General features: G+C 58.4%; 28 protein-coding genes. 8 read left to right on the forward strand and 20 right to left on the reverse strand.

Going from position 1 to position 23,054, the window contains the following annotated elements; genetic code table 11:
• Positions 1-33: 33 nt before the first annotated feature.
• From AC0J41_RS23225 to AC0J41_RS23235, 3 genes are all read right to left on the reverse strand, one after another.
• The gene (locus tag AC0J41_RS23225) at positions 34-792 is read right to left on the reverse strand and encodes an alpha/beta hydrolase family protein (protein ID WP_025109516.1); all 759 of its coding nucleotides are present in this window, start codon (positions 790-792) and stop codon (positions 34-36) included.
• Positions 782-1,891 carry a DUF3182 family protein gene (locus AC0J41_RS23230; RefSeq protein WP_473013715.1) on the reverse strand — a complete coding sequence of 370 codons (1,110 nt, stop codon included), beginning with the start codon at positions 1,889-1,891 and terminating at the stop codon, positions 782-784. The genes AC0J41_RS23225 and AC0J41_RS23230 overlap by 11 nt, the downstream gene beginning before the upstream one ends.
• Positions 1,892-2,189: 298 nt before the next feature.
• A complete protein-coding gene (locus AC0J41_RS23235; RefSeq protein WP_102354617.1) occupies positions 2,190-3,170 on the reverse strand; it encodes a GlxA family transcriptional regulator in 981 nt (326 codons plus the stop codon).
• Positions 3,171-3,270: 100 nt separating this feature from the next.
• On the opposite strand from AC0J41_RS23235, the gene AC0J41_RS23240 reads away from it, so the two are divergent.
• The 7 genes from AC0J41_RS23240 to AC0J41_RS23270 all read left to right on the forward strand — a co-directional run bounded on the left by AC0J41_RS23240 (position 3,271) and on the right by AC0J41_RS23270 (position 8,513).
• A complete protein-coding gene (locus AC0J41_RS23240; RefSeq protein ID WP_473013716.1) occupies positions 3,271-3,819 on the forward strand; it encodes a cysteine hydrolase family protein in 549 nt (182 codons plus the stop codon).
• A 151-nt stretch (positions 3,820-3,970) separates the two neighbouring features.
• Complete coding sequence (locus AC0J41_RS23245) at positions 3,971-4,639, forward strand: YjfI family protein (RefSeq protein WP_025109512.1); 669 nt, start codon at positions 3,971-3,973, stop codon at positions 4,637-4,639.
• Positions 4,640-4,656: 17 nt separating this feature from the next.
• Positions 4,657-5,355 (forward strand): PspA/IM30 family protein, encoded by a 699-nt coding sequence (locus tag AC0J41_RS23250; RefSeq protein ID WP_025109511.1) that lies wholly within the window; start codon positions 4,657-4,659, stop codon positions 5,353-5,355.
• 209 nt (positions 5,356-5,564) lie between these two features.
• The gene (locus AC0J41_RS23255) at positions 5,565-6,212 is read left to right on the forward strand and encodes a DUF2491 family protein (RefSeq protein ID WP_025109510.1); all 648 of its coding nucleotides are present in this window, start codon (positions 5,565-5,567) and stop codon (positions 6,210-6,212) included.
• A 14-nt stretch (positions 6,213-6,226) separates the two neighbouring features.
• Positions 6,227-6,652 carry a DUF350 domain-containing protein gene (locus AC0J41_RS23260; protein ID WP_025109509.1) on the forward strand — a complete coding sequence of 142 codons (426 nt, stop codon included), beginning with the start codon at positions 6,227-6,229 and terminating at the stop codon, positions 6,650-6,652.
• A gap of 17 nt (positions 6,653-6,669) precedes the next feature.
• Positions 6,670-7,353: a DUF1190 domain-containing protein gene (locus AC0J41_RS23265; RefSeq protein ID WP_025109508.1), complete on the forward strand. Its 684-nt coding sequence runs from the start codon at positions 6,670-6,672 to the stop codon at positions 7,351-7,353.
• Positions 7,354-7,355: 2 nt separating this feature from the next.
• Entirely contained in the window at positions 7,356-8,513 is a 1,158-nt protein-coding gene (locus AC0J41_RS23270; RefSeq protein WP_473013717.1) for a glutathionylspermidine synthase family protein, read from the forward strand.
• Positions 8,514-8,713: 200 nt separating this feature from the next.
• Here the strand turns inward: AC0J41_RS23270 and AC0J41_RS23275 are convergent, their stop codons facing one another.
• Both AC0J41_RS23275 and AC0J41_RS23280 read right to left on the reverse strand, forming a co-directional pair.
• On the reverse strand, positions 8,714-9,232 hold the full coding sequence (locus tag AC0J41_RS23275) for a single-stranded DNA-binding protein (RefSeq protein WP_003228709.1): 519 nt from the start codon (positions 9,230-9,232) through the stop codon (positions 8,714-8,716).
• A 9-nt stretch (positions 9,233-9,241) separates the two neighbouring features.
• Positions 9,242-10,639, reverse strand: a complete 1,398-nt coding sequence (locus tag AC0J41_RS23280) for an MFS transporter (protein ID WP_473013718.1) — start codon at positions 10,637-10,639, stop codon at positions 9,242-9,244.
• Between the two features lie 190 nt (positions 10,640-10,829).
• Between AC0J41_RS23280 and uvrA the strand changes: the two genes are divergently transcribed.
• Entirely contained in the window at positions 10,830-13,664 is a 2,835-nt protein-coding gene (gene uvrA, locus AC0J41_RS23285) for an excinuclease ABC subunit UvrA (RefSeq protein ID WP_473013719.1), read from the forward strand.
• A gap of 64 nt (positions 13,665-13,728) precedes the next feature.
• On the opposite strand, the gene bfr is transcribed toward uvrA, so the two are convergent.
• From bfr to rpsH, 15 genes are all read right to left on the reverse strand, one after another.
• On the reverse strand, positions 13,729-14,193 hold the full coding sequence (bfr, locus tag AC0J41_RS23290) for a bacterioferritin (protein WP_025109504.1): 465 nt from the start codon (positions 14,191-14,193) through the stop codon (positions 13,729-13,731).
• Positions 14,194-14,343: 150 nt separating this feature from the next.
• Positions 14,344-15,798: a catalase gene (locus tag AC0J41_RS23295; RefSeq protein ID WP_025109503.1), complete on the reverse strand. Its 1,455-nt coding sequence runs from the start codon at positions 15,796-15,798 to the stop codon at positions 14,344-14,346.
• Between the two features lie 239 nt (positions 15,799-16,037).
• Positions 16,038-16,424, reverse strand: a complete 387-nt coding sequence (gene rplQ, locus AC0J41_RS23300) for a 50S ribosomal protein L17 (RefSeq protein WP_003176402.1) — start codon at positions 16,422-16,424, stop codon at positions 16,038-16,040.
• A gap of 42 nt (positions 16,425-16,466) precedes the next feature.
• On the reverse strand, positions 16,467-17,468 hold the full coding sequence (locus AC0J41_RS23305; protein WP_003186012.1) for a DNA-directed RNA polymerase subunit alpha: 1,002 nt from the start codon (positions 17,466-17,468) through the stop codon (positions 16,467-16,469).
• A gap of 22 nt (positions 17,469-17,490) precedes the next feature.
• Complete coding sequence (gene rpsD, locus AC0J41_RS23310) at positions 17,491-18,111, reverse strand: 30S ribosomal protein S4 (RefSeq protein WP_003176404.1); 621 nt, start codon at positions 18,109-18,111, stop codon at positions 17,491-17,493.
• An 18-nt stretch (positions 18,112-18,129) separates the two neighbouring features.
• Positions 18,130-18,519, reverse strand: coding sequence for a 30S ribosomal protein S11 (gene rpsK, locus AC0J41_RS23315; protein WP_002555466.1), 390 nt, complete (start codon positions 18,517-18,519; stop codon positions 18,130-18,132).
• Positions 18,520-18,549: 30 nt separating this feature from the next.
• On the reverse strand, positions 18,550-18,906 hold the full coding sequence (rpsM, locus tag AC0J41_RS23320) for a 30S ribosomal protein S13 (protein ID WP_008374135.1): 357 nt from the start codon (positions 18,904-18,906) through the stop codon (positions 18,550-18,552).
• 130 nt (positions 18,907-19,036) lie between these two features.
• A complete protein-coding gene (gene rpmJ, locus AC0J41_RS23325) occupies positions 19,037-19,153 on the reverse strand; it encodes a 50S ribosomal protein L36 (protein ID WP_002555468.1) in 117 nt (38 codons plus the stop codon).
• A 27-nt stretch (positions 19,154-19,180) separates the two neighbouring features.
• Positions 19,181-20,509: a preprotein translocase subunit SecY gene (gene secY, locus AC0J41_RS23330; protein ID WP_003228718.1), complete on the reverse strand. Its 1,329-nt coding sequence runs from the start codon at positions 20,507-20,509 to the stop codon at positions 19,181-19,183.
• On the reverse strand, positions 20,510-20,947 hold the full coding sequence (rplO, locus tag AC0J41_RS23335) for a 50S ribosomal protein L15 (RefSeq protein WP_003228720.1): 438 nt from the start codon (positions 20,945-20,947) through the stop codon (positions 20,510-20,512). It abuts the gene before it with no gap.
• A 3-nt stretch (positions 20,948-20,950) separates the two neighbouring features.
• Positions 20,951-21,127 (reverse strand): 50S ribosomal protein L30, encoded by a 177-nt coding sequence (gene rpmD / locus AC0J41_RS23340; RefSeq protein ID WP_003176408.1) that lies wholly within the window; start codon positions 21,125-21,127, stop codon positions 20,951-20,953.
• A gap of 2 nt (positions 21,128-21,129) precedes the next feature.
• Complete coding sequence (rpsE, locus tag AC0J41_RS23345; protein ID WP_003186035.1) at positions 21,130-21,630, reverse strand: 30S ribosomal protein S5; 501 nt, start codon at positions 21,628-21,630, stop codon at positions 21,130-21,132.
• 3 nt (positions 21,631-21,633) lie between these two features.
• Positions 21,634-21,984: a 50S ribosomal protein L18 gene (gene rplR, locus AC0J41_RS23350; RefSeq protein WP_003186037.1), complete on the reverse strand. Its 351-nt coding sequence runs from the start codon at positions 21,982-21,984 to the stop codon at positions 21,634-21,636.
• Positions 21,985-21,994: 10 nt separating this feature from the next.
• Positions 21,995-22,528 (reverse strand): 50S ribosomal protein L6, encoded by a 534-nt coding sequence (gene rplF / locus AC0J41_RS23355; protein WP_003176412.1) that lies wholly within the window; start codon positions 22,526-22,528, stop codon positions 21,995-21,997.
• A 12-nt stretch (positions 22,529-22,540) separates the two neighbouring features.
• Positions 22,541-22,933, reverse strand: a complete 393-nt coding sequence (gene rpsH, locus AC0J41_RS23360) for a 30S ribosomal protein S8 (protein WP_007918458.1) — start codon at positions 22,931-22,933, stop codon at positions 22,541-22,543.
• Positions 22,934-23,054: the final 121 nt, after the last annotated feature.

Below are 23,054 nucleotides of genomic sequence, written 5' to 3' on the forward strand. Positions count from 1 at the left end.
TGCTCGCGAAGGCGCCCCAGAGGACACCGCCGATCATGAGGACTGAATAATGCTCAACCGCTCACCGACCACCATCTCGGTAATCCAGTCCACCAGAATCGAGGTGTAGGCCTGCTGCGAAACCGGCTCGCTCAAGGCATGGTCAGCGCCGTCAATGATCCGGTGCGTCAACGAATGCGTCTGCTGACACGCCGCGCGATAGCTCATGATCGCCGTGTGGGGCACGTAATCATCGGTTTCCGATTCCACCAGCAACACATCCCCGGTGAATTGCGAGCAGGCATGCAGCGCACGGTTACTGTCGGCACGCACCAACGTCGCCCGATAATCACGCAAATCCGCCTTGTCCAGATCACGCTTGGGCGTGTGCCATTGCTCGTCGCGATACAGCGCCGGCACCCGCAGCGCCAGCCAGCGCACCGGGCGCAATGAAGTGAGGATCGAGGCGAGATAACCGCCATAACTGGTGCCGACCACCGCAATCGCCGAGGTGTCGAGCGCCGGGTGCGCCAGTAAGCGATCGTAAGCGGCAAGCAGGTCGCGCAGGTTGTCTTCTCGGGTCACCCGGGTCAGCGGGATGCCAGTACCACCGGTGTGCCCACGCAGGTCGAAGGTCAGGCATACGCAGCCAAGACCGGCGATGCCCTTGGCGCGCTCAAGGTCGCGCTCCTGGCTACCGCCCCAACCGTGGACAAACAACACGCCAGGCACTTTCGATTTGGGACTGAGAAACGTCCCGCTCATCTGTTCGTCATCAATGTCGATTTGAATGCTTTCGCTTCTAGCCGTCATAGGGTTTGACCGTTACGTATTTGAGGAGAAAGTCGCTGTTCTCGGCCGGCCCGCGATAGATTTCGATGGCGTCTGCCGGCAAGGTTCGATCGCTGTAGGTTTCCACCGTCGACACACGGATCGCCGGCATCTGCGGATCGTTGACGAAGCTTTGCAGCGCCGCGAGTTCCGCGCTGCTGGCGCCGCCCATGCGCCAGGATTGTTCGAGCACACCGCTGCGGGGTTTGCCATTGCTGTCCAGGCCCTGGGCTATGTCGTAGTTGCGCCGTGAGGCGTAGAAATCCGGATAGGCCTCATCTGCCGCCCGGTCGAAAATCTGCGCCTGCTTGATGGCCAGACGGACTTCGTCCGGCAACGCCAGCGCCAGCAGCTCTGCATAACCGCCCTGCACCACCAGCAGATTCGAGCCGCCGTAGACGTCTTCGCCGTGAGCGTCCTTGGTCAAGTATTGATCACCGCAGTAGCTCAACACCTTGCCGCCGATGAATGACTGGCCGACGCTGTGGGTGAAAACCTTGCTCAGGTCCTGCTCCAGCACTACACCGTCGCGAAACAACCGGGCTGCCTCCGTACGGGCGAGCACTTCATCGAACGCGTCGAGGCTGTTGATAACTTCCTGGCCGCGACCGGCACAGGCGTGAATCGGCTTCAGACGGATCGGCCCGCTGTACAGCAAATGCTCGGCAGCAGGCCGCGCGTCTTCCAGGGCGAACACGGTCAGGCCATCGAGCACCACGTCACGTACACGTTCGGAGAACAGCGGCGCCCAGCCTTGAGGTGCATGGGCCAGATGACTGCGCAGGCCGTGACTGATGGCTTTGGTACAGATGAAATCGTGTTCGACGAATCCACCCCACAAGTCGTCCGCGCTTTTGATGCCCAAGGCCTGTGCCTGTTTGGCACCGACAAGGGTTTGCGTCGGCAGCCAGTAAAGGTCACGACCGCGGTGTTTTTCCGGGTCGTAGCTGCCGCCAAACTTGAGCCCGAGAATGTGCGCCAGCCAGCGGGCCAGCGCCTTGTTGGTCTGCACCTCATGTGGCGGCGCGCCAGCGCGCACCGAGTACGCGACGACTATTTTCCTGCTCGGTGTCGGGGTCATGTGTTCCCCTTGCAGCGGTTCGGTGGATGTAGTGATGAACGGTGCAGAGATCAGGCCAATGGTGGCGCTGGCGAAATATTCGACTAATCAAAAACTTGGCGAAAACGTGCTGGCATCAGGCCTGTTTCAATCTGCACGACCGGGCGTCTCCCCCCGGTAATTTGCACGATTTCCGCAGCACAACAATCCAATGTGGGAGGGGCCTGCTCCCGAAGGCGGTGTATCAGTCGACATCAATGTTGACGGCCCCTGCCTCATCGCGAGCAAGCCCGCTCCCACAGGGTATGTAGTGTCGGGACTATCCCGTGACACCAAACCGCGCCCGATAATCACTCGGCGCCAGCCCGGTGATTTTCTTGAAGATCGCGCGAAACGCTCCCGGGTCCTGATAGCCCACTGTCCAGGCAATGTGGTCGATGGTGCCGTTGGTGTATTCCAGCAACTCTCGCGCCTTGCCGACCCGCAGATGTTGGCAGTATTCGGTCGGTTTCAACCCGGTCGCAGCACGGAAGCGACGCAGAAACGTGCGTTCTTCCAGCCCCGCCCGCTCGGCCATCGAAGTCAGCGAAACGTCGGTCGCGCCGGTGCTTTGCAGCCAATGCTGAACCTTGAGAATCGGCGCATCGCCATGACCCAGGATCGGCGCAAAATTGCTGCCGCAGGCACTGGCGCTGTCGCTGTGTTCCATCACCAGAAACCGCGCGGTACCGCTGGCGATGCTCGGCCCGAGCAGGCGATCGACCAGACGCAAACCCAGCTCCGACCAAGCCATCAGCCCGGCCGTGGTGATCAGGTCGCCGTCATCGACAATCGGCGTATCCGCCTTGAGCCGGATGTTCGGATAACGCTCGGCAAACGCCTTGGTCGAGGTCCAATGCGTGGTGGCGCTGCGACCATCGAGCAAGCCGCTTTCGGCCAGCAGCAATGACCCCACACAGACACCGCCGAGGGTTGCGCCACGGGCATGCTGATCCCGCAGCCATTGCAGCAGCGCTGCTGAAACGCTGGCCGCAGAAAAGCCGCCGAGGGACGGTGGAATCAGCACCGCCTGTAAACCACAGTCGCTGCCCGGATGACTATCGTGGATCCGCTGCGGCGCCAGCTCGGCGTCGGCTTGCCAGTGGCTCACGCGCAGCACGGGCAACTGCGCCGCCTGATGCTCGGCAGCTATCCGGTTGGCGACCGCAAACAGATCGGTCAGACCATGCACCGCTGCCAGCTGCGCGCCCGGGTAAATCAGTACGCCCAGTTCCACCGTGGCGGCTCTTTCAACGCCCATGTCAGTTTTCCCCTGCTTATTGTCGGTACGGCCAATCCTCGAAACGCCGGCCAGCGCCAATACTGAATCCACTTCCAGCCCATGCATCGAGGACACACCCATGACCAGACAAGCGCTCATCGTAGTCGATATCCAGAACGACTACTTCCCTCAAGGCAAGTGGCCGCTGGTGGGGGCTGAAGCCGCCGCCGACAACGCCACGCGGCTGCTTGCCGCGTTCCGCGAGGCAGCCGATCCGGTGGTGCACATTCGCCACGAATTCACCTCGGCGGATGCACCGTTTTTCACCCCGGGCTCGGACGGCGCAAAATTGCACTCCAAAGTACTCAATCGCCCGGACGAGGTGGTGGTGCTCAAGCATTTCGTCAATTCGTTCCGTGAGACCGAGTTGCAATCGATCCTCGACGAACAAGGCATCAAGGACCTGGTGATCGTCGGCAGCATGAGCCACATGTGCATCGACGGCATCACCCGCGCCGCAGCGGATCTGGGCTACGGCGTCACGGTGATTCACGACGCCTGCGCCAGCCGCGATCTCGAGTTCAACGGCGTCACCGTACCGGCCGCCCAGGTTCACGCCGCGTTCATGTCGGCGCTGGGTTTCGCCTATGCCAGCGTGGTCTCGGCCGAGGAGTTTCTAGGGCGCTGATCCATCACGACACACTTGGCAAAACTTGCGCCCGCCCCATCGCGGGCGTTTTTTCGCCTGTCATGAAAATCTCACGCGTGAGCCATTGATGGCACTTTGAATTGGTTGTAGTGTGGCTCACGCGTGAGATGTTCATAACGGAGTCATTGCCATGAAAAGTCGCTCCCCCACTGTTGCGTCAGAGAGCCCAAAGGGAGAGCGCTCGAAACCGTCCGCGAAAAAGCCGTCGAGCTTCTATATGAAGCAGATGCGCGCGGGCCTGGCTGCCGCCGGTTATGTGAAACACGAAACTTGGGTGCTTCCGGAAAACCGAAGCTTGCTCAAGCTAATGGAGCAACAGCTACGCCAACCGATTCTGGCTGGCTCATTCATGTCGGAGAATTACATGAGCGCAGGCAACAACTGGAACATCGATAGCCTCTTCAACGCCCTCAAGGCACTGGACGAGGTGGCTTCGCACGAGATCACACTGTCTCTGATCCAGAGCTCCGAACCCAGCATCAAGCTGGAAATGAACGAATTCGGCGGTCTGCCGATTCACATCGCCGTGGCCGGTGCACAGATCATCGTCGACACCGTGCTGGTGGACATCGACTCGATCACTGACGTGCGCGCCTTCAACGACGCCGTGCTGCGCAGCCGGGAAATGTTCCCGCTGTCGTCGATCGGTATCGAGTCGATGCCGAACGGGCAGACGGTCTACAACATGTTTGGCGCCCTCAGCGCCGACTCGAGCCTGACCAACGTCGTCACCGAGGTGAAAACCCTGGTCGACAACGTGCAGCGCGCGAGTGAAGCCTTCGAACACTTCTTCAAGTAATCAACAGGGAATATCCAATGACTCAGTCCATCTGGAGCAAGTTGTTCACCGCACTGCGCGGCGGAGCCAATGAAGTCGGCGAAGCGATCGTCGACCAACAGGCCCTGCGCATCCTCGATCAGGAAATCCGCGACGCCGACACCGCGCTGTCCAACGCCCGTCGCGAACTGGTCACCATCATGGCCAAGCACAAACTGGCCGCTGACCGCGTGAGCGAGTACGACGCCAAGATCAAGGACCTGGAAGCCAAGGCTGTTTCCGCACTGAACGCCGGCCGCGAAGACCTGGCAATGGAAGTGGCGGAAGCGATTTCGACCCTGACCAACGACCTGACTGCTGAAAAAGCCCAGAGCGATGAGTTCGGTACCTACGCCGAAAACATGCGCAAAGACATCAGCAAGGCCGAGTCGCGGATCAAGAGCCTGCGTCAGCAGGTGGACATGGCCAAGGCCCGCGACAGCGTGCAGAAGGCGCAAGTCAGCGCGTCCATCGCCAGCGGCGGCGCCAACGGCAAACTGGAAACTGCCGTCGGTACCCTGAACCGTCTGCAAGCCAAGCAGCAGCAACGCGCCGCCGAGCTGAGCGCCGCCGATGAGCTGGCCGACGCTTCGACCGGCAACGACCTGGAACGCAAACTGCGCGACGCCGGCATCACGCCGAACGAAGGCAGCGCCAATGCGATTCTTGAGCGCCTGAAACAAAAATCCGCTCAGTAACAACGCGATAAAAAACCTGTGGGAGCGGGCTTGCTCGCGAATACGGTGTGTCAGCGAATAATTTGCCCACTGACACATTGTATTCGCGAGCAAGCCCGCTCCCACAGGGTTTGTGCTGTGCAAATCACTCTGCTAGTTCGTCGCCCGGCCCGGTACACTAGCGGCGCTTTTTATGACGAACACCTCCACCCGCCTCAAGGAATGTACCCATGGGATGGTTCAAAGATTTGCTGGGCACCAGCAACTGGCAGACTGCCGCGCCCGCTCCAGTAGCCGGCGGCCCACTCGGAATGGCACAAGGCAAAGGCGTGCGGTTCGATTCGACCCTGGCCTTGCTGCTCGATGGCAGCACCTCGGTGCAGGTTCCGGCAGCAGAGGCGATCTGGAGCGCCGGCTGGATCGACCTCGGCCAATCCAACAAGCTGCATCGCTACTACCTCAACAACGAGGACTTCTGGCTGCAGATCCACGTCACCGGTGACGACCAGATCGAGTCGGTCACGCTGTTCAATTACCTCAGCTACGTGACCGTCAACAGTGACGCCGAGCTGCAGCGCCTCGCCGGCCCCGACAGCCCGATCGGCCTGCCGACCTACACTCACGAGGGCGTCCAGTACAGCCGCGAATGGGGCACCGAGCTGGGCCAGACCGAACTGGTGCCGCTGACCGAACACGTGGTCAACCCGGACGAAAGCTACACCATCGAACACCACTCCATGCTTTACGCGCGCGAGACCGGCCTGACCGATCGCCGCGAATTGCTGCTGTTCTCCGTCGAACAGGACGAGGAAGGCACCGTCAGCCTGAGCACCTCGCTGGGCATTTCGCTGTACACGACTGATCTGAGCACCATTTAAAAAGGAAGTTTTCCATGCTGGAAGTGCTGGCCGTTTCCCTGAACAAGACCGCGCTGGTAGGCTTCGTCGTCTACCTGATCGGCGCCGTGCTGCTGTTCATGCTGTTTCAGTTCGTCTACACCCGTATCACGCCACACAAAGAGTTCGAGCTGATCCGCTCCGGCAACATCGCCGCCGCCATCGCCCTGTCCGGCGCGATCATCGGTTTTGCGATTCCAGCCAGCAATGTCATCGCGTTTTCGGTCAATGTCCTCGACTTCGTGCTGTGGGCGGTAATCGCTGCCGTCGTGCAACTGCTGGCGTTCCTCGCCACCGGCCTGGTGCTCAAGGGCACATCCAGACGCATTGCCAACGGTGAAATCGCCTCGGGTATCTATGTGGCCGCAGTGGCCATCAGCGTCGGCATGCTCAACGCCGCGTGCATGACCCCGTCCAACTGATCGGCAGGAAGCCTTCGATGAAACGCAGCAAGTACGTTCAACTGTCCCTCGCCGCTTCGGTGGCGCTGGCGATTTCCGGCGAGGTTGCCGCGCAGGATCAGCAACGATTTCAAACGGTCGAGCAGTGCGTCGGCGCCGAAGTGGCCGCCGATGTCTGCTCCAACGCCTATGTCGCGGCATTGACCGAGCACCGACGCATTGCGCCGGCCTACGACGACAAGGCCAAGTGCGACGCGGACTTCGCCGCCGACTGGTGCCAGAAAAACTCCGACGGCCGCTTCGTGCCCAAGCTCGGCGGTTTCAAGGTGCCGCAGAACGGCGAGGCGCCGCAGGATCTGAATGCGATCGCCAACGCGCAGATGCCTGCCGGTGAAGCGGCCGCCGCGCAGAACGCGCAAAGCACTTCCCATTCATCCGGTGGCGGCAACGGCTGGCTCACAGGCTGGCTGATCGGCAATGCGATGAGCAACAACGCCAACCGCACCGTTTACCGCGATCGCGACACGCGTCAGACCTACAACACCTCGACGCAGTACCGCAAAATCGAATCGGCACCGCGCAGTCAACCGGACTACGAGAGCAGCAAAAGCAAACCGGTGAACGTCGCCTCGTCGACCTCCCGTGGCGGCTTCGGCAGCCAGTCCTCCGCCCGCAGCGGTTGGGGTGGCTGGGGCAGCAGTTCCGGACGTTCGAGCAGCTGACCATGAAGAAGATCCACTGCGCCGAGCGCCCCGACTGGAAACAGACTGCCGAAGGCCTCGGCTTTCTGTTCCACACCATCGACGACGAGCCGTACTGGGACGAAAGCGCCTACTACCAGTTCACGCTCGCGCAGATCGAAAACGATCTGGAGGACCCGACCACCGAACTGCACGAGATGTGCATGGACCTGGTCGACCGCGTGGTGCACAGCGAAGAATTGCTGGATCGCCTGAGCATCCCGGCCTCGTACTACGACATGATTCGCACGTCCTGGCTGGAAGGTCATCCGCATCTGTACGGACGCATGGACTTTTCCTACAGCGGCAACGGCCCTGCCAAGCTGCTGGAACTCAACTACGACACGCCGACCAGCCTCTATGAAGCCTCCGCGTTTCAGTGGGGCTGGCTGGAACAATGCATCGAGCGCGGAATGCTGCCGCGCCATGCCGACCAGTTCAACAGCATCGATAGCAAGCTGCATCAGGCGTTCGCCGAATTGCAGCTCAAGCGGCCGTTCTACTTTGCCTCGATGAAAGACTCGGTCGAGGACAAGGGCACCACCGACTACCTGCGGCTGATCGCGGAAAAAGTCGGCATCGAATCCCGGCACATCGACATTGAAGACATCGGCCTGACCGCCGAAGGTCGTTTCGTCGACCTCGAAGATCGCTGGATTCCGCACCTGTTCAAGCTGCACGCCTGGGAGTTCATCTTCCACGAACCGTTCGGCGCGGCGATTGCCGAGTGCGATACACAGTTTTTTGAACCGGCGTGGAAGTCGATCCTGTCGAACAAAGGCGCACTGCCGCTACTGTGGGAGCTGCACAAGGGCCATCCAAATCTGCTCGCGGCGCATCTTGATCCGAACCCGGCCAACGCCGTGCCTAGGGGCTGGGTACGCAAACCGTACTTCTCCCGCGAAGGCGCCAACATCGAACTGCAAACGGCGCAAGGCCTGATCGTCAAAGAGGACGGCCCTTACACCGATGCGCCGTTCATCCTGCAGGAATTTGCGCCATTGCCGAAATTCGACGACAGCTACACGCTGATCGGCTCATGGGTGATCGGCGATCAGGCGGCGGGGATTGGCGTGCGCGAAGACAACAGTCTGATCACCAAGGATTCGAGTCGGTTTCTGCCGCACCTGATCCTCGATTGAGGAACACATCGGCTCCTGTGGGAGCGGCCTTGCTCGCGAAAGGGGATTGCCATTCAACCAGTGCGGCGACTGACCCGACGCCTTCGCGAGCAAGCCCGCTCCCACAGGAGATCGGTGGTAATCGCGGACCTTGCGCAATGAAAAAGGCCCGTCGTTTTGAACGACGGGCCTTTTTTATTCAGCGCAGATACAGCATCGAATCAGAACGGAATGTCATCATCAAAACTGTCGAAATCCGGAGCTGGTTGCGGCGCAGCCTGCTGTGGAGCCGGGGCCGAACGCTGCTGAGGAGCCGACTGCTGCGGGCGTGGAGCCTGCTGACGCGGTGCCTGCTGCTGGTAGTTGTTGCCACCGCCTTGTTGGTCGCCCTGTTGTGGACGGCCACCGAGCAGTTGCATGGTGCCTTGCATGTCGACCACGATTTCGGTGGTGTAACGCTTGATACCGTCTTTTTCCCACTCGCGGGTCTGCAGTTTGCCTTCGATGTAGACCTGCGAACCCTTACGCAGGTATTCGCCGGCGATTTCGGCAACCTTGCCGAACATCGAAACACGGTGCCATTCGGTCTTCTCGACCTTCTGACCGGTTTGCTTGTCGGTCCACTGTTCGCTGGTTGCCAGACTCAGGTTGGTCACGGCGTTACCGTTAGGCAGGTAGCGAACTTCGGGATCCTGGCCGCAAGTGCCGACCAATATGACTTTGTTAACCCCACGGGCCATAACGTTCTCCTAGGCTTCGCAAGCAGCCTCGGCCGGGTTGTTCACCAGGCGTTCGAGGGTGTCGCGATCCACTAATTCTTTGTCCAGTTTGATGTAAACAGCCGCTTCATCAGCAACTATCACTGCATCTGTTACCCCTACGAGGGCCTTGAGGCGCTCGACCAGACCCGCTTCGCGGATCGCCTCGGGCGACAACGGCAAGCGCAGGCTCGTCACGTAGGGAGGTTCGCGCATGGTAACAGCAAAGGCCAGCCAGATGGCAGCCAGACCGGCACATCCGAGGAACACAACCGACAGACCGCCATGCTGAAACAACCAGCCGCCGAGTATCCCGCCGAGTGCCGAACCGAGGAACTGGCTGGTGGAATACACGCCCATCGCCGTGCCCTTCCCGCCTGCCGGTGAAACCTTGCTGATCAGCGACGGCAACGAAGCTTCCAGCAGATTGAACGCGGTGAAGAACACCACCGTGCCGATCACCAGCGCCCGCAAGCTGTCACCGAACTGCCAGAAGAATAGCTCAGTGAGCATCAGCGTCAGGACGGCGCCGAGCAAAATTCGTTTCATTTTGCGTTTCTTCTCGCCGTAGATGATGAACGGGATCATGGCGAAGAAAGAAATCAGTAGCGCGGTCAGGTAGACCCACCAGTGCTGCTCTTTGGGCAACCCGGCTTTTTCCACCAATGCCAGCGGCAAGGCAACGAAGCTCGACATCAACATGGCATGTAACACAAAGATGCCCAGATCCAGACGCAACAGGTCCGGGTGCCTGAGCGTCGGCATCAAGGCCTGACGCGCCACGCCGGACTCACGATGCTGCAATGGCCCGGTTGATTTCGGCACCATGAACATGATGATCAGGATGCCGACCAGTGCCATGCCGCCTGTGGCGAGAAACAGTCCGGACAGACCGAATGCACGGGTCAACAGCGGACCGACGACCATCGCCACGGCGAACGACAGGCCGATGGTCATGCCGATCATGGCCATGGCCTTGGTGCGATGCTGTTCGCGGGTCAGGTCGGAAAGCAATGCCATGACCGCAGCGGAAATCGCCCCGGCGCCTTGCAGGATACGGCCGGCGATCACGCCCCAGATCGAATCGGCCTGAGAGGCCAGCACACTGCCGAGGGCGAACACGATCAGACCGATATAGATCACCGGACGACGGCCGATGCGGTCGGAAATAATCCCGAACGGAATCTGAAAAATCGCCTGGGTCAGGCCGTAGGCGCCGATGGCCAGGCCGATCAGGGCCGGAGTCGCTCCCGCCAGATCCATGCCGTAGGTCGCCAATACCGGCAACACCATGAACATGCCAAGCATACGGAAGGCGAACACCAGGGCCAGACCGCTCGCCGCGCGGGTCTCGCTGCCACTCATGCGTTCGCTGTGGGGATCGTGCATGGAAAAACCTCGTGTGAACCGGCGGCGATTCTACCAGTCCCATCGAAAGACGGGGTATATCGCGACGCTATGACGCGTATAGATGAAACTCTCTTCATGTAAGGTAAAAACCCTTCGTTTGATAGTGTGCATCCATCCAGTATTTGGCCGTATACTCCTACGTTTTCGACGCCCGCCAAGCGAGGCCACTTTGGACAAGATCCTGATACGTGGGGCCCGTACCCACAACCTGAAGAACATCGACCTGACCCTGCCACGGGACAAACTGATCGTCATCACCGGCCTGTCCGGATCCGGCAAGTCGTCCCTGGCCTTCGACACGTTGTACGCCGAAGGTCAGCGCCGCTATGTCGAATCCCTGTCGGCCTACGCTCGACAGTTCCTGTCGATGATGGAAAAACCCGACGTCGACACCATCGAAGGTTTGTCGCCGGCGATTTCCATCGAACAGAAGTCAACCTCGCACAACCCGCGCTCCACGGTTGGCACCATCACTGAAATCTACGACTACCTGCGCCTGCTTTACGCACGCGTCGGTACGCCACGCTGCCCGGATCACGACATTCCGCTGGAGGCGCAGACCGTCAGCCAGATGGTCAACCTGGTGCTGGCTCAGCCGGAGGGCAGCAAACTGATGCTGCTGGCGCCGGTGATCCGCGAGCGCAAGGGCGAGCACTTGTCGGTGTTCGAAGAACTGCGCGCCCAAGGCTTCGTCCGTGCACGGGTCAACGGCCGCATTTGTGAGCTCGACGAGCTGCCGAAACTGGACAAGCAGAAGAAGCACTCGATCGATGTCATCGTCGACCGTTTCAAGGTCCGCGCCGACCTGCAGCAACGCCTGGCCGAGTCGTTCGAGACCGCACTGAAACTGGCGGATGGCATTGCGCTGGTCGCACCGATGGACGATGAGCCGGGCGAAGAGATGATCTTCTCTGCGCGCTTCGCCTGCCCGATCTGCGGCCACGCCATCAGCGAGCTGGAACCGAAGCTGTTCTCCTTCAACAACCCGGCCGGCGCCTGCCCGACTTGCGATGGCCTGGGCGTGAAGCAGTTCTTCGATATCAAGCGCCTGGTCAACGGCGAACTGACCCTGGCCGAAGGCGCGATTCGTGGCTGGGACAGGCGCAACGTCTATTACTTCCAGATGCTCGGCTCACTGGCCGCGCATTACGGCTTCAGCCTGGAGAAGCCGTTCAACGAACTGCCGGCCGATCAGCAGAAGTACATTCTGCATGGCAGCGGCTCGCAGAACGTTGACTTCAAGTACCTGAACGACCGTGGCGATATCGTCAAACGCTCGCACCCGTTCGAAGGCATCGTGCCAAACCTTGAGCGCCGCTACCGCGAAACCGAATCGGCCAGCGTGCGTGAAGAACTGGCCAAATTCCTCAGCACCCAGGCTTGCCCGGACTGCCGTGGCACCCGGTTGCGCCGTGAAGCGCGACACGTTTGGGTGGGCGAGAAAACCCTGCCGGCGGTGACCAACCTGCCTATCGGCGATGCCTGCGAGTACTTCGGCGAGCTGAAGATGACCGGCCGTCGCGGCGAGATCGCCGACAAGATCCTCAAGGAAATCCGCGAACGCCTGCAGTTCCTGGTCAACGTCGGTCTCGACTATCTGTCCCTGGATCGCAGCGCTGACACTCTGTCCGGTGGCGAGGCGCAGCGGATTCGTCTGGCCAGTCAAATCGGCGCAGGCCTGGTCGGAGTTCTGTACATCCTTGACGAACCGTCTATCGGCCTGCACCAGCGCGATAACGACCGGCTGCTCGGCACCCTCAAGCACCTGCGCGATATCGGCAACACCGTGATCGTGGTCGAGCACGACGAAGATGCGATTCGTCTGGCTGATTATGTGGTGGATATCGGGCCGGGGGCTGGCGTGCATGGCGGGCAGATCGTTGCCGAGGGCACCCCTGCCGAAGTCATGGCACACCCGGATTCCCTGACCGGCAAATACCTGTCGGGCCGCGTGAAGATAGAGGTGCCCGCCAAACGCACACCGCGCAATAAAAAGCTGACCTTGTCGCTCAAGGGCGCGCGCGGCAACAACCTGCGCAATGTCGATCTGGAAATTCCGATCGGGCTGCTGACCTGCGTGACCGGTGTGTCCGGTTCGGGCAAATCGACGCTGATCAACAACACGCTGTTCCCTTTGAGCGCTACCGCCCTCAATGGTGCGACCACGCTTGAAGCAGCTGCACACGACAGCATCAAAGGCCTTGAGCATCTCGATAAAGTCGTCGACATCGACCAGAGCCCGATCGGCCGCACGCCGCGCTCCAATCCGGCAACTTACACCGGGCTGTTCACTCCTATCCGCGAACTGTTTGCCGGCGTTCCCGAGTCGCGCTCTCGTGGTTACGGCCCGGGACGTTTCTCGTTCAACGTCAAGGGCGGGCGCTGCGAGGCGTGTCAGGGTGACGGCCTGATCAAAGTCGAAATGCACTTCCTGCCGGACATCTATGTGCCGTGTGACGTGTGCAAGAGCAAGCGCTACAACCGCGAGACCCTTGAAATCAAGTACAAGGGCAAGAGCATCCACGAAACCCTCGAAATGACCATCGAGGAAGCCCGGGAGTTCTTCGATGCGGTGCCCGCGCTGGCGCGCAAGCTGCAGACATTGATGGACGTGGGTCTGTCGTACATCAAACTCGGCCAGTCAGCCACCACGCTGTCCGGCGGCGAAGCGCAGCGGGTCAAGCTGTCACGCGAGCTGTCCAAGCGTGACACCGGCAAGACCCTGTACATCCTCGATGAGCCGACCACCGGCCTGCACTTCGCGGATATCCAGCAATTGCTCGACGTGCTGCACCGCCTTCGCGACCATGGCAACACGGTGGTGGTGATCGAACACAACCTGGACGTGATCAAGACTGCCGACTGGCTGGTGGATCTCGGACCAGAAGGCGGCTCCAAAGGTGGGCAGATCATCGCCACCGGTACGCCGGAGGAAGTGGCCGAGATGAAGCAGTCTCACACCGGGCATTACCTCAAGCCGCTGTTGATTCGCGACCGCGCTTAACCGCCGGGCATGAAAAAGCCCCTGTCACCTCAGCGGTGACAGGGGCTTTTTTGTGTCTGTGCAATCAGGTGTGAGATTGCAGGTAATTTTCGAGACCGATGAGTTTGATCAGGCCCAACTGCTTTTCAAGCCAATAAGTGTGATCTTCTTCGGTGTCGTTGAGCTGAATACGCAGGATTTCGCGACTGACGTAGTCTTTGTGCTGCTCGCACAACTCAATGCCTTTGCACAGCGCTGCGCGGACTTTGTACTCAAGACGCAGATCAGCCTCGAGCATCTCTGGCACGGTGGTGCCGACGTCCAGATCATCCGGGCGCATGCGCGGAGTGCCTTCGAGCATCAGGATCCGGCGCATCAGAGCGTCTGCGTGACCGGCCTCTTCTTCCATCTCGTGGTTGATTCGTTCGTAGAGCTTGGTGAAACCCCAGTCCTCATACATCCGCGAGTGCACAAAATATTGGTCACGCGCGGCCAGTTCGCCGGTCAGCAACGTGTTGAGGTAATCGATAACGTCTGGGTGGCCTTGCATCGCCCTACATCTCCCTGCTTGAAAGTCTGTAGTTTGAACCAAGCTGATCGGAAGGTCACCCCGTTTCGCGCAATAAAAGCGAAGATATTCTGAGAAAAGCGGCCTAAATAACGCAAAAACCGCCCTAATGAGGGCGGTTCTGCTTCTCGTTTAGACTTCGTTAAGCTGTACGTTGAGCAGCTTTGCGATTGCTTCTCCATACGCCGGATCGGCCTTGAAGAAATGCTGTAACTGACGGTCAACCACATCAGGTGAAACACCGCTCATGGCGCCCGCGATATTGCTGACCAGCAAGGCTTTCTGCTCCTCGCTCATCAAACGGAACAGCGCGCCCGCGTGGCTATAGTAGTCAGTGTCTTCGCGATGATCGTAACGGTCAGCCGCTCCGCTCAAAGCCAAAGCGGGCTCGGCGTAGTGCGGCGCCTGCTTCGGCGACTCGATGTAGCTGTTCGGTTCATAGTTGGGTGCTGCGCCACCGTTGCTGCCAAAGGCCATCGAGCCGTCGCGCTGGTAGGTGTTCACCGGGCTGCGCGGGGCATTCACCGGCAGTTGCTGGTGATTGGTGCCAACACGGTAGCGGTGCGCATCGGCATAGGCGAACACACGACCCTGGAGCATGCGGTCCGGCGACAGACCAACACCCGGCACCATGTTGCTTGGGCCAAATGCTGCTTGCTCGACTTCGGCGAAGTAATTCAGCGGGTTGCGGTTCAACTCCAACTCACCGACTTCGATCAACGGGAACTCTTTCTGCGACCAGGTCTTGGTCACGTCGAACGGGTTCTCGTAGTGAGCTGCAGCCTGCGCCTCGGTCATGATCTGAATGCACACACGCCATTTCGGGAAGTCACCACGCTCGATGGCCTCGAACAGGTCACGCTGAGCGTAATCCGGGTCGGTGCCCGCCAGACGCGCAGCATCAGCCGGCGCAAGGTTCTTGATCCCTTGTTGGGTCTTGTAATGCCACTTCACCCAGTGACGCTCGCCTTTGGCGCTGATCAGGCTGTAGGTGTGGCTGCCGAAGCCGTGCATGTGACGGTAACCATCAGGAATGCCGCGATCCGAAAACAGAATGGTCACCTGGTGCAGCGCTTCAGGCGAATGCGACCAGAAGTCCCACATCATCTGGGCGCTTTTCAGGTTGCTCTGCGGCAAACGTTTCTGAGTATGGATAAAGTCGGGAAACTTCAGCGGGTCTCGAATGAAGAACACTGGCGTGTTGTTACCAACGATGTCCCAATTACCTTCCTCGGTGTAGAACTTCAGGGCGAAACCGCGCGGATCACGCTCGGTGTCAGCCGAACCACGCTCGCCACCTACAGTGGAGAACCGCAGGAATGTCGGGGTTTGCTTGCCGACAGCCTCGAACAGCTTGGCGCTGGTGTATTCAGTGATGTCGCGAGTGACGGTGAACGTGCCGTAAGCACCCGAGCCTTTGGCGTGCACGCGACGCTCAGGAATATTTTCACGGTTGAAGTGGGCAAGCTTCTCGATCAAATGGAAATCGTCGAGCAGCAGCGGGCCACGAGGGCCGGCGGAGCGAGAATTCTGGTTATCAGCGACAGGTGCGCCACTGGCGGTCGTAAGCGTTTTGATCTGGCTCATACGGTCTTCTTCCTCTGTCAGTCTTGAAACTGCCGGCTAATCGGCTTGCTGGGAAGTATTGATCATCGATGTGACAGCCACAAATTCATTAACCTTCAAGCATCGATAGAAAATTACTAACAACAAATCCCATCACATAATGACAACAGAGCAGTGTCAGAAGCTTGTACGAACCGTGCATTTATTGCGGACACAAAAAACCGGGCACTAGGCCCGGTTTTTCGTTGCAGACTGACGTCTTACTCGGCGGATACAGCTTCGCCAGCAGTAGCACGATCAACCAACTCGACGTACGCCATAGGCGCGTTGTCGCCAGCGCGGAAACCGCACTTGAGGATGCGCAGGTAGCCACCCTCACGGGTAGCGTAACGCTTGCCCAGGTCGTTGAAGAGCTTACCAACGATAGCTTTCGAACGAGTACGGTCGAAAGCCAGACGGCGGTTAGCCAGGCTGTCTGTCTTGGCCAGAGTGATCAGCGGCTCGGCAACGCGGCGCAGTTCTTTGGCTTTTGGCAGAGTAGTTTTGATCAGCTCGTGCTCGAACAGCGACACCGCCATGTTCTGGAACATGGCCTTGCGGTGCGAGCTGGTGCGGCTCAGGTGACGCCCACTTTTACGATGACGCATGGTTCATTCCTTACCAAACACTACGTTCGGTGATTACGACGATCAGGCAGTCGCCTTGTCGTCCTTCTTAAGACTTGCAGGCGGCCAGTTGTCGAGGCGCATGCCGAGGGACAGACCGCGGGAGGCCAGAACGTCCTTGATTTCAGTCAAGGATTTCTTGCCCAGGTTCGGAGTCTTCAACAGCTCTACTTCGGTGCGCTGAATCAGGTCGCCGATGTAGTAGATGTTTTCCGCCTTAAGGCAGTTAGCCGAACGTACAGTCAGTTCCAGATCGTCAACCGGGCGAAGCAGGATCGGATCGATCTCGTCTTCCTGCTCGACAACCACTGGCTCACTGTCACCTTTGAGATCGACGAACGCAGCCAACTGCTGTTGCAGGATGGTTGCAGCGCGGCGGATAGCCTCTTCAGGATCCAGGGTACCGTTGGTTTCCAGATCAATAACCAGCTTGTCCAGGTTGGTACGCTGCTCGACACGGGCGTTTTCCACCACGTATGCGATACGGCGAACCGGGCTGAACGAAGAATCGAGCTGCAAGCGACCGATGCTGCGGCTTTCGTCTTCATCGCTCTGACGCGAGTCGGCTGGTTCATAACCACGACCACGAGCTACGGTGAGCTTCATGTTCAGGGCGCCGTTAGACGCCAGGTTAGCGATTACGTGATCGGGATTAACGATCTCGACATCATGATCCAGCTGAATATCGGCAGCGGTAACCACCCCCGAACCCTTCTTCGACAAGGTCAGCGTAACTTCGTCACGACCGTGCAGCTTGATGGCCAGACCTTTAAGGTTCAACAGGATTTCAATTACGTCTTCCTGTACACCTTCGATGGCGCTGTACTCGTGGAGCACACCGTCAATCTCGGCCTCGACTACTGCGCAGCCGGGCATTGAGGACAACAGGATGCGGCGCAGCGCGTTGCCCAGGGTGTGGCCAAAACCACGCTCGAGAGGCTCGAGAGTGATCTTGGCGCGGGTTGGACTGACAACCTGCACATCAATATGGCGGGGTGTCAGGAACTCATTTACCGAAATCTGCATGGATGCACCTATTTTCTAGCCCTTACTTGGAGTAGAGCTCGACAATCAGGCTTTCGTTGATGTCGGCGGACAGATCACTGCGAGCAGGAACGTTCTTGAAAACGCCCGACTTCTTCTCAGTGTCTACTTCTACCCATTCTACGCGGCCACGTTGGGCACACAGATCGAGAGCTTGGACAATGCGAAGTTGGTTTTTTGCTTTCTCGCGAACTGCAACCACGTCACCAGCACGAACCTGATACGACGGAACGTTTACGGTCTGACCGTTAACGCTGATCGACTTGTGCGATACCAGCTGACGGGATTCGGCACGAGTCGAACCAAAGCCCATACGGTATACAACGTTGTCCAGACGGCATTCGAGCAGTTGCAGCAGGTTTTCACCGGTTGCACCTTTCTTGCCAGCAGCTTCTTTGTAGTAGCCGCTGAACTGACGCTCGAGAACGCCGTAGATACGACGGACCTTCTGCTTTTCACGCAGTTGGGTACCGTAATCGGACTGGCGACCGCGGCGTTGGCCGTGGATACCAGGTGCTGCTTCAATGTTGCACTTCGATTCGATCGCGCGCACGCCGCTCTTCAGGAAGAGATCGGTGCCTTCGCGACGAGCGAGTTTGCATTTTGGACCAATGTAACGAGCCATTCTTTACAATCTCCTGGATTACACGCGGCGCTTCTTCGGCGGACGGCACCCGTTGTGCGGGATTGGCGTCACGTCGGTGATGCTGGCGATCTTGTAGCCACAGCCGTTCAAAGCGCGGACTGCGGATTCACGACCCGGACCTGGACCTTTGACGTTAACGTCGAGGTTTTTCAGGCCGTATTCCAGCGCAGCTTGACCAGCACGTTCAGCAGCTACTTGAGCAGCGAACGGGGTGGACTTGCGGGAACCGCGGAAACCCGAACCACCGGAGGTAGCCCAGGAAAGAGCGTTACCTTGACGGTCGGTAATGGTCACGATGGTGTTGTTAAAAGAAGCATGGATGTGGGCGATGCCATCAACCACTGTCTTTTTAACTTTTTTACGAGGACGAGCAGCAGGTTTTGCCATGATTAAATTCCTGTCGATTCGCTGGGGCGATTACTTGCGGATCGGCTTACGCGGACCTTTACGGGTACGCGCGTTGGTCTTGGTACGCTGACCGCGTACTGGAAGACCGCGACGATGACGCAGACCGCGATAGCAACCGAGGTCCATCAAGCGCTTGATTTTCATGTTGATTTCGCGACGCAGGTCACCTTCAGTGGTGAACTTCGCCACTTCGCCACGCAGCTGTTCAATTTGCTCGTCGCTCAGATCTTTGATCTTTGCTGCTGGGTTTACCCCAGTATCTGCACAGATTTTCTGCGCAGTAGTGCGACCGACACCATAGATGTAGGTCAGCGAGATAACAGTATGCTTGTTATCTGGAATGTTAACGCCTGCAATACGGGCCATTCAGTGGGACTCCAATTGACAGCTACCTACGCCCCGGAAGCCAAGAAATAGGGCGCGAGATAATATCGCTGTAATAACAAATAATCAACCCGGCAGCGCACTAGCTGCCGGGCTTGAAGCACAATCACACTCAGCCTTGGCGCTGTTTGTGACGCGGTTCCGCGCTGCAAATTACTCGAACAACACCTTCGCGGCGAATAATCTTACAGTTACGGCACAGCTTTTTCACCGATGCACGAACTTTCATCACCAACTCCTCGAACCTTATGGGTACTCAGCGCAACATGCCGCTGCCGTAACCCTTCAGGTTGGCTTTCTTCATCAGGGATTCGTACTGGTGCGAAACGAGGTGCGATTGTACTTGGGACATGAAGTCCATCACAACCACGACCACGATCAGCAACGAGGTCCCGCCAAGGTAGAACGGAACGTTTGCTGCAACCACCAGGAACTGGGGCAACAGGCACACGGCCGTCATGTAAAGAGCACCGAACATGGTCAAGCGAGTCAGAACGCCATCAATGTAGCGCGCAGACTGCTCACCTGGACGGATGCCCGGAATAAAGGCACCGGACTTCTTCAGGTTTTCCGCTACGTCTTTCGGATTGAACATCAACGCCGTATAGAAGAAGCAGAAGAAAATAATCCCTGCACTAAACAGCAGAATATTCAACGGCTGACCAGGAGCGATCGACTGCGAGATGTCCTGCAACCAGCCCATACCTTCAGACTGACCAAACCAGGCACCCAACGAAGCCGGGAACAGCAAAATGCTGCTCGCGAAAATAGCCGGAATAACACCGGCCATGTTCACCTTCAGCGGCAAGTGGCTTGTCTGCGCAGCAAAAACCTTGCGGCCCTGCTGACGCTTGGCGTAGTGAACGGCGATACGACGCTGACCACGCTCAATGAACACCACAAAACCGATAATCGCTACTGCCAGCAAACCGATGGCAACCAGGGCGAAAATATTGATATCACCCTGACGCGCAGACTCGAAAGACTGCCCGATTGCTCTCGGAAGACCGGCGACGATACCCGAAAAAATCAACATCGAGATACCGTTGCCTACACCACGCTCAGTAATCTGCTCACCCAGCCACATCATGAACATCGCACCAGCCACAAACGTGGATACCGCGACGAAATGGAAGCCAAAGTCACCAGTGAACGCAACGCCCTGCCCCGCCAGACCAATGGACATGCCAATGGCCTGAACGAGAGCGAGAACGACGGTGCCGTAGCGGGTGTACTGGCTGATCTTGCGACGGCCAGCTTCACCTTCCTTCTTCAACTGCTCCAGCTGCGGGCTGACGGCGGTCATCAGTTGCATGATGATCGATGCCGAAATGTACGGCATGATCCCCAGTGCAAAGATGCTCATCCGTTCCAGCGCGCCGCCGGAGAACATGTTGAACAAGCTAAGAATGGTCCCCTCATTCTGTCGAAACAGGTCTGCGAGTCGGTCCGGGTTGATACCTGGAACCGGGATGTGTGCGCCTATTCGGTAGACGATAATCGCCAGGAACAGAAAACGCAGACGAGCCCAGAGTTCAGACATACCGCCTTTGCCGAGCGCAGAGAGAGCACCTTGCTTAGCCATTTATTCCTCGAACTTGCCGCCAGCTGCTTCGATAGCCGCACGCGCACCTTTGGTGGCGCCGATTCCCTTGCCGATAGTGACAGCGCGAGTCACTTCACCGGACAGCATGATTTTCACACGCTGTACGTTGACGTTGATCACGTTGGCATCTTTCAGGGACTGCACAGTGACGATATCGCCTTCCACTTTAGCCAGCTCGGACAGACGCACTTCTGCGCGATCCATGGCTTTCAGGGAAACGAAACCGAACTTCGGCAGGCGACGGTGCAGCGGCTGTTGACCGCCTTCAAAGCCTGGAGCAATGGTGCCACCGGAACGGGAGGTTTGACCTTTGTGGCCACGGCCACCAGTCTTACCCAAACCGCTACCGATACCACGGCCCGGACGATGCTTTTCGCGACGGGAACCCGGCGCTGGACTCAGATCATTGAGTTTCATCGATTAACCCTCGACACGCAGCATGTAGTAGGCCTTGTTGATCATCCCGCGATTCTCGGGAGTATCCTGGACTTCTACAGTGTGACCGATGCGACGCAGACCCAGACCCTTAACACACAGTTTGTGGTTAGGGATGCGGCCGGTCATGCTTTTGATCAGCGTTACTTTAACGGTAGCCATGATCAGAAGATCTCCTTGACGCTTTTGCCACGCTTGGCGGCAATGGATTCAGGAGACTGCATAGCTTTCAAACCTTTGAAAGTGGCGTGAACCACGTTTACCGGGTTAGTCGAGCCGTAGCACTTGGCCAGAACGTTCTGAACGCCAGCAACTTCGAGGACAGCACGCATAGCGCCGCCAGCGATGATACCGGTACCTTCAGAAGCAGGCTGCATGTACACCTTCGAAGCGCCGTGAGCGGACTTCATTGCGTACTGCAGAGTGGTGCCGTTCAGGTCAACTTGAATCATGTTACGGCGAGCAGCTTCCATTGCCTTCTGGATCGCAGCAGGCACTTCACGCGACTTGCCACGGCCGAAGCCAACACGCCCTTTACCATCACCCACCACGGTCAACGCGGTGAAAGTGAAGATACGGCCGCCTTTAACGGTTTTGGCTACGCGGTTAACTTGAACCAGCTTCTCAATGTAGCCTTCGTCGCGCTTTTGGTCGTTATTTGACATAACTTAGAACTCCAGCCCAGCTTCACGAGCAGCATCAGCCAGCGCTTTAACGCGGCCGTGGTACTTGAAGCCAGAGCGGTCGAAAGCCACTTGCGAGACGCCAGCGGCCTTAGCACGCGTAGCGACCAGCTGGCCAACCTTTGTGGCCGCGTCGATGTTGCCAGTGGCACCATCACGCAGTTCTTTATCCAAAGTCGAGGCGCTTGCCAGGACTTTGTTGCCGTCGGCCGAGATGACCTGGGCGTAGATGTGCTGCGACGAGCGGAACACGCAGAGACGCACGACTTCTAGTTCGTGCATTTTCAGGCGTGCTTTGCGAGCGCGACGCAGTCGAGTAACTTTTTTGTCGGTCATTTGCTATGCCCTACTTCTTCTTGGCTTCTTTACGACGGACGACTTCGTCCGCGTAGCGCACACCTTTGCCTTTGTACGGCTCTGGTGGACGGAAGTCGCGGATCTCAGCGGCCACTTGACCTACCAGCTGCTTGTCGATGCCCTTGATCAGGATATCGGTCTGGCTAGGAGTCTCAGCGGTGATGCCTTCCGGCAGTTCGTAATCCACTGGGTGCGAGAAGCCAAGGGCCAGGTTCAAAACCGTGCCTTTTGCTTGCGCTTTGTAACCAACACCGACCAGCTGGAGCTTGCGCTCGAAGCCTTGGCTTACGCCTTGGACCATGTTGTTTACCAACGCACGCGTGGTACCGGCCATTGCGCGAGTCTGTTGATCGCCATTGCGAGCAGCGAAACGCAGCTCACCAGCTTCTTCAACGATCTCAACGGACGAATGGATGTTCAGTTCAAGAGTACCCTTGGCACCCTTCACCGAAAGCTGTTGGCCTGCGAATTTTACTTCGACACCGGCTGGCAGCTTAACGGGGTTCTTAGCGACGCGAGACATGCTTATCCCCCCTTAGAACACAGTGCAAAGAACTTCGCCGCCGACACCGGCAGCGCGCGCAGCACGATCCGTCATCACACCTTTGTTGGTGGAGACGATAGACACGCCAAGACCGCCACGAACTTTCGGCAGATCTTCAACGGACTTGTACTGACGCAGGCCTGGACGACTAACGCGCTTCACTTCTTCGATAACCGGACGGCCTTCGAAGTACTTCAGCTCGATGGACAACGACGGCTTAGCGTCGGTGGTGATCTGAAAATCCGCGATGTAACCTTCGTCCTTCAGGACTTTTGCTACAGCCACCTTCAGCGTGGAAGACGGCATGCTTACGACAGACTTTTCAGCCATCTGGGCATTACGGATTCGAGTTAGCATGTCCGCTAACGGGTCCTGCATACTCATGGGCTAGACGCTCCTAATACAGAAAAATTAGCCTTACGGCTACTACTTGTCGCCGAGAAACTCCGGGCATGAAAAACACGGGCTCAGGCGAGCCGGTCATTCTAGACACACCCCAGAAATG

This window comes from Pseudomonas sp. Arb-4-2C, assembly GCF_055755015.1.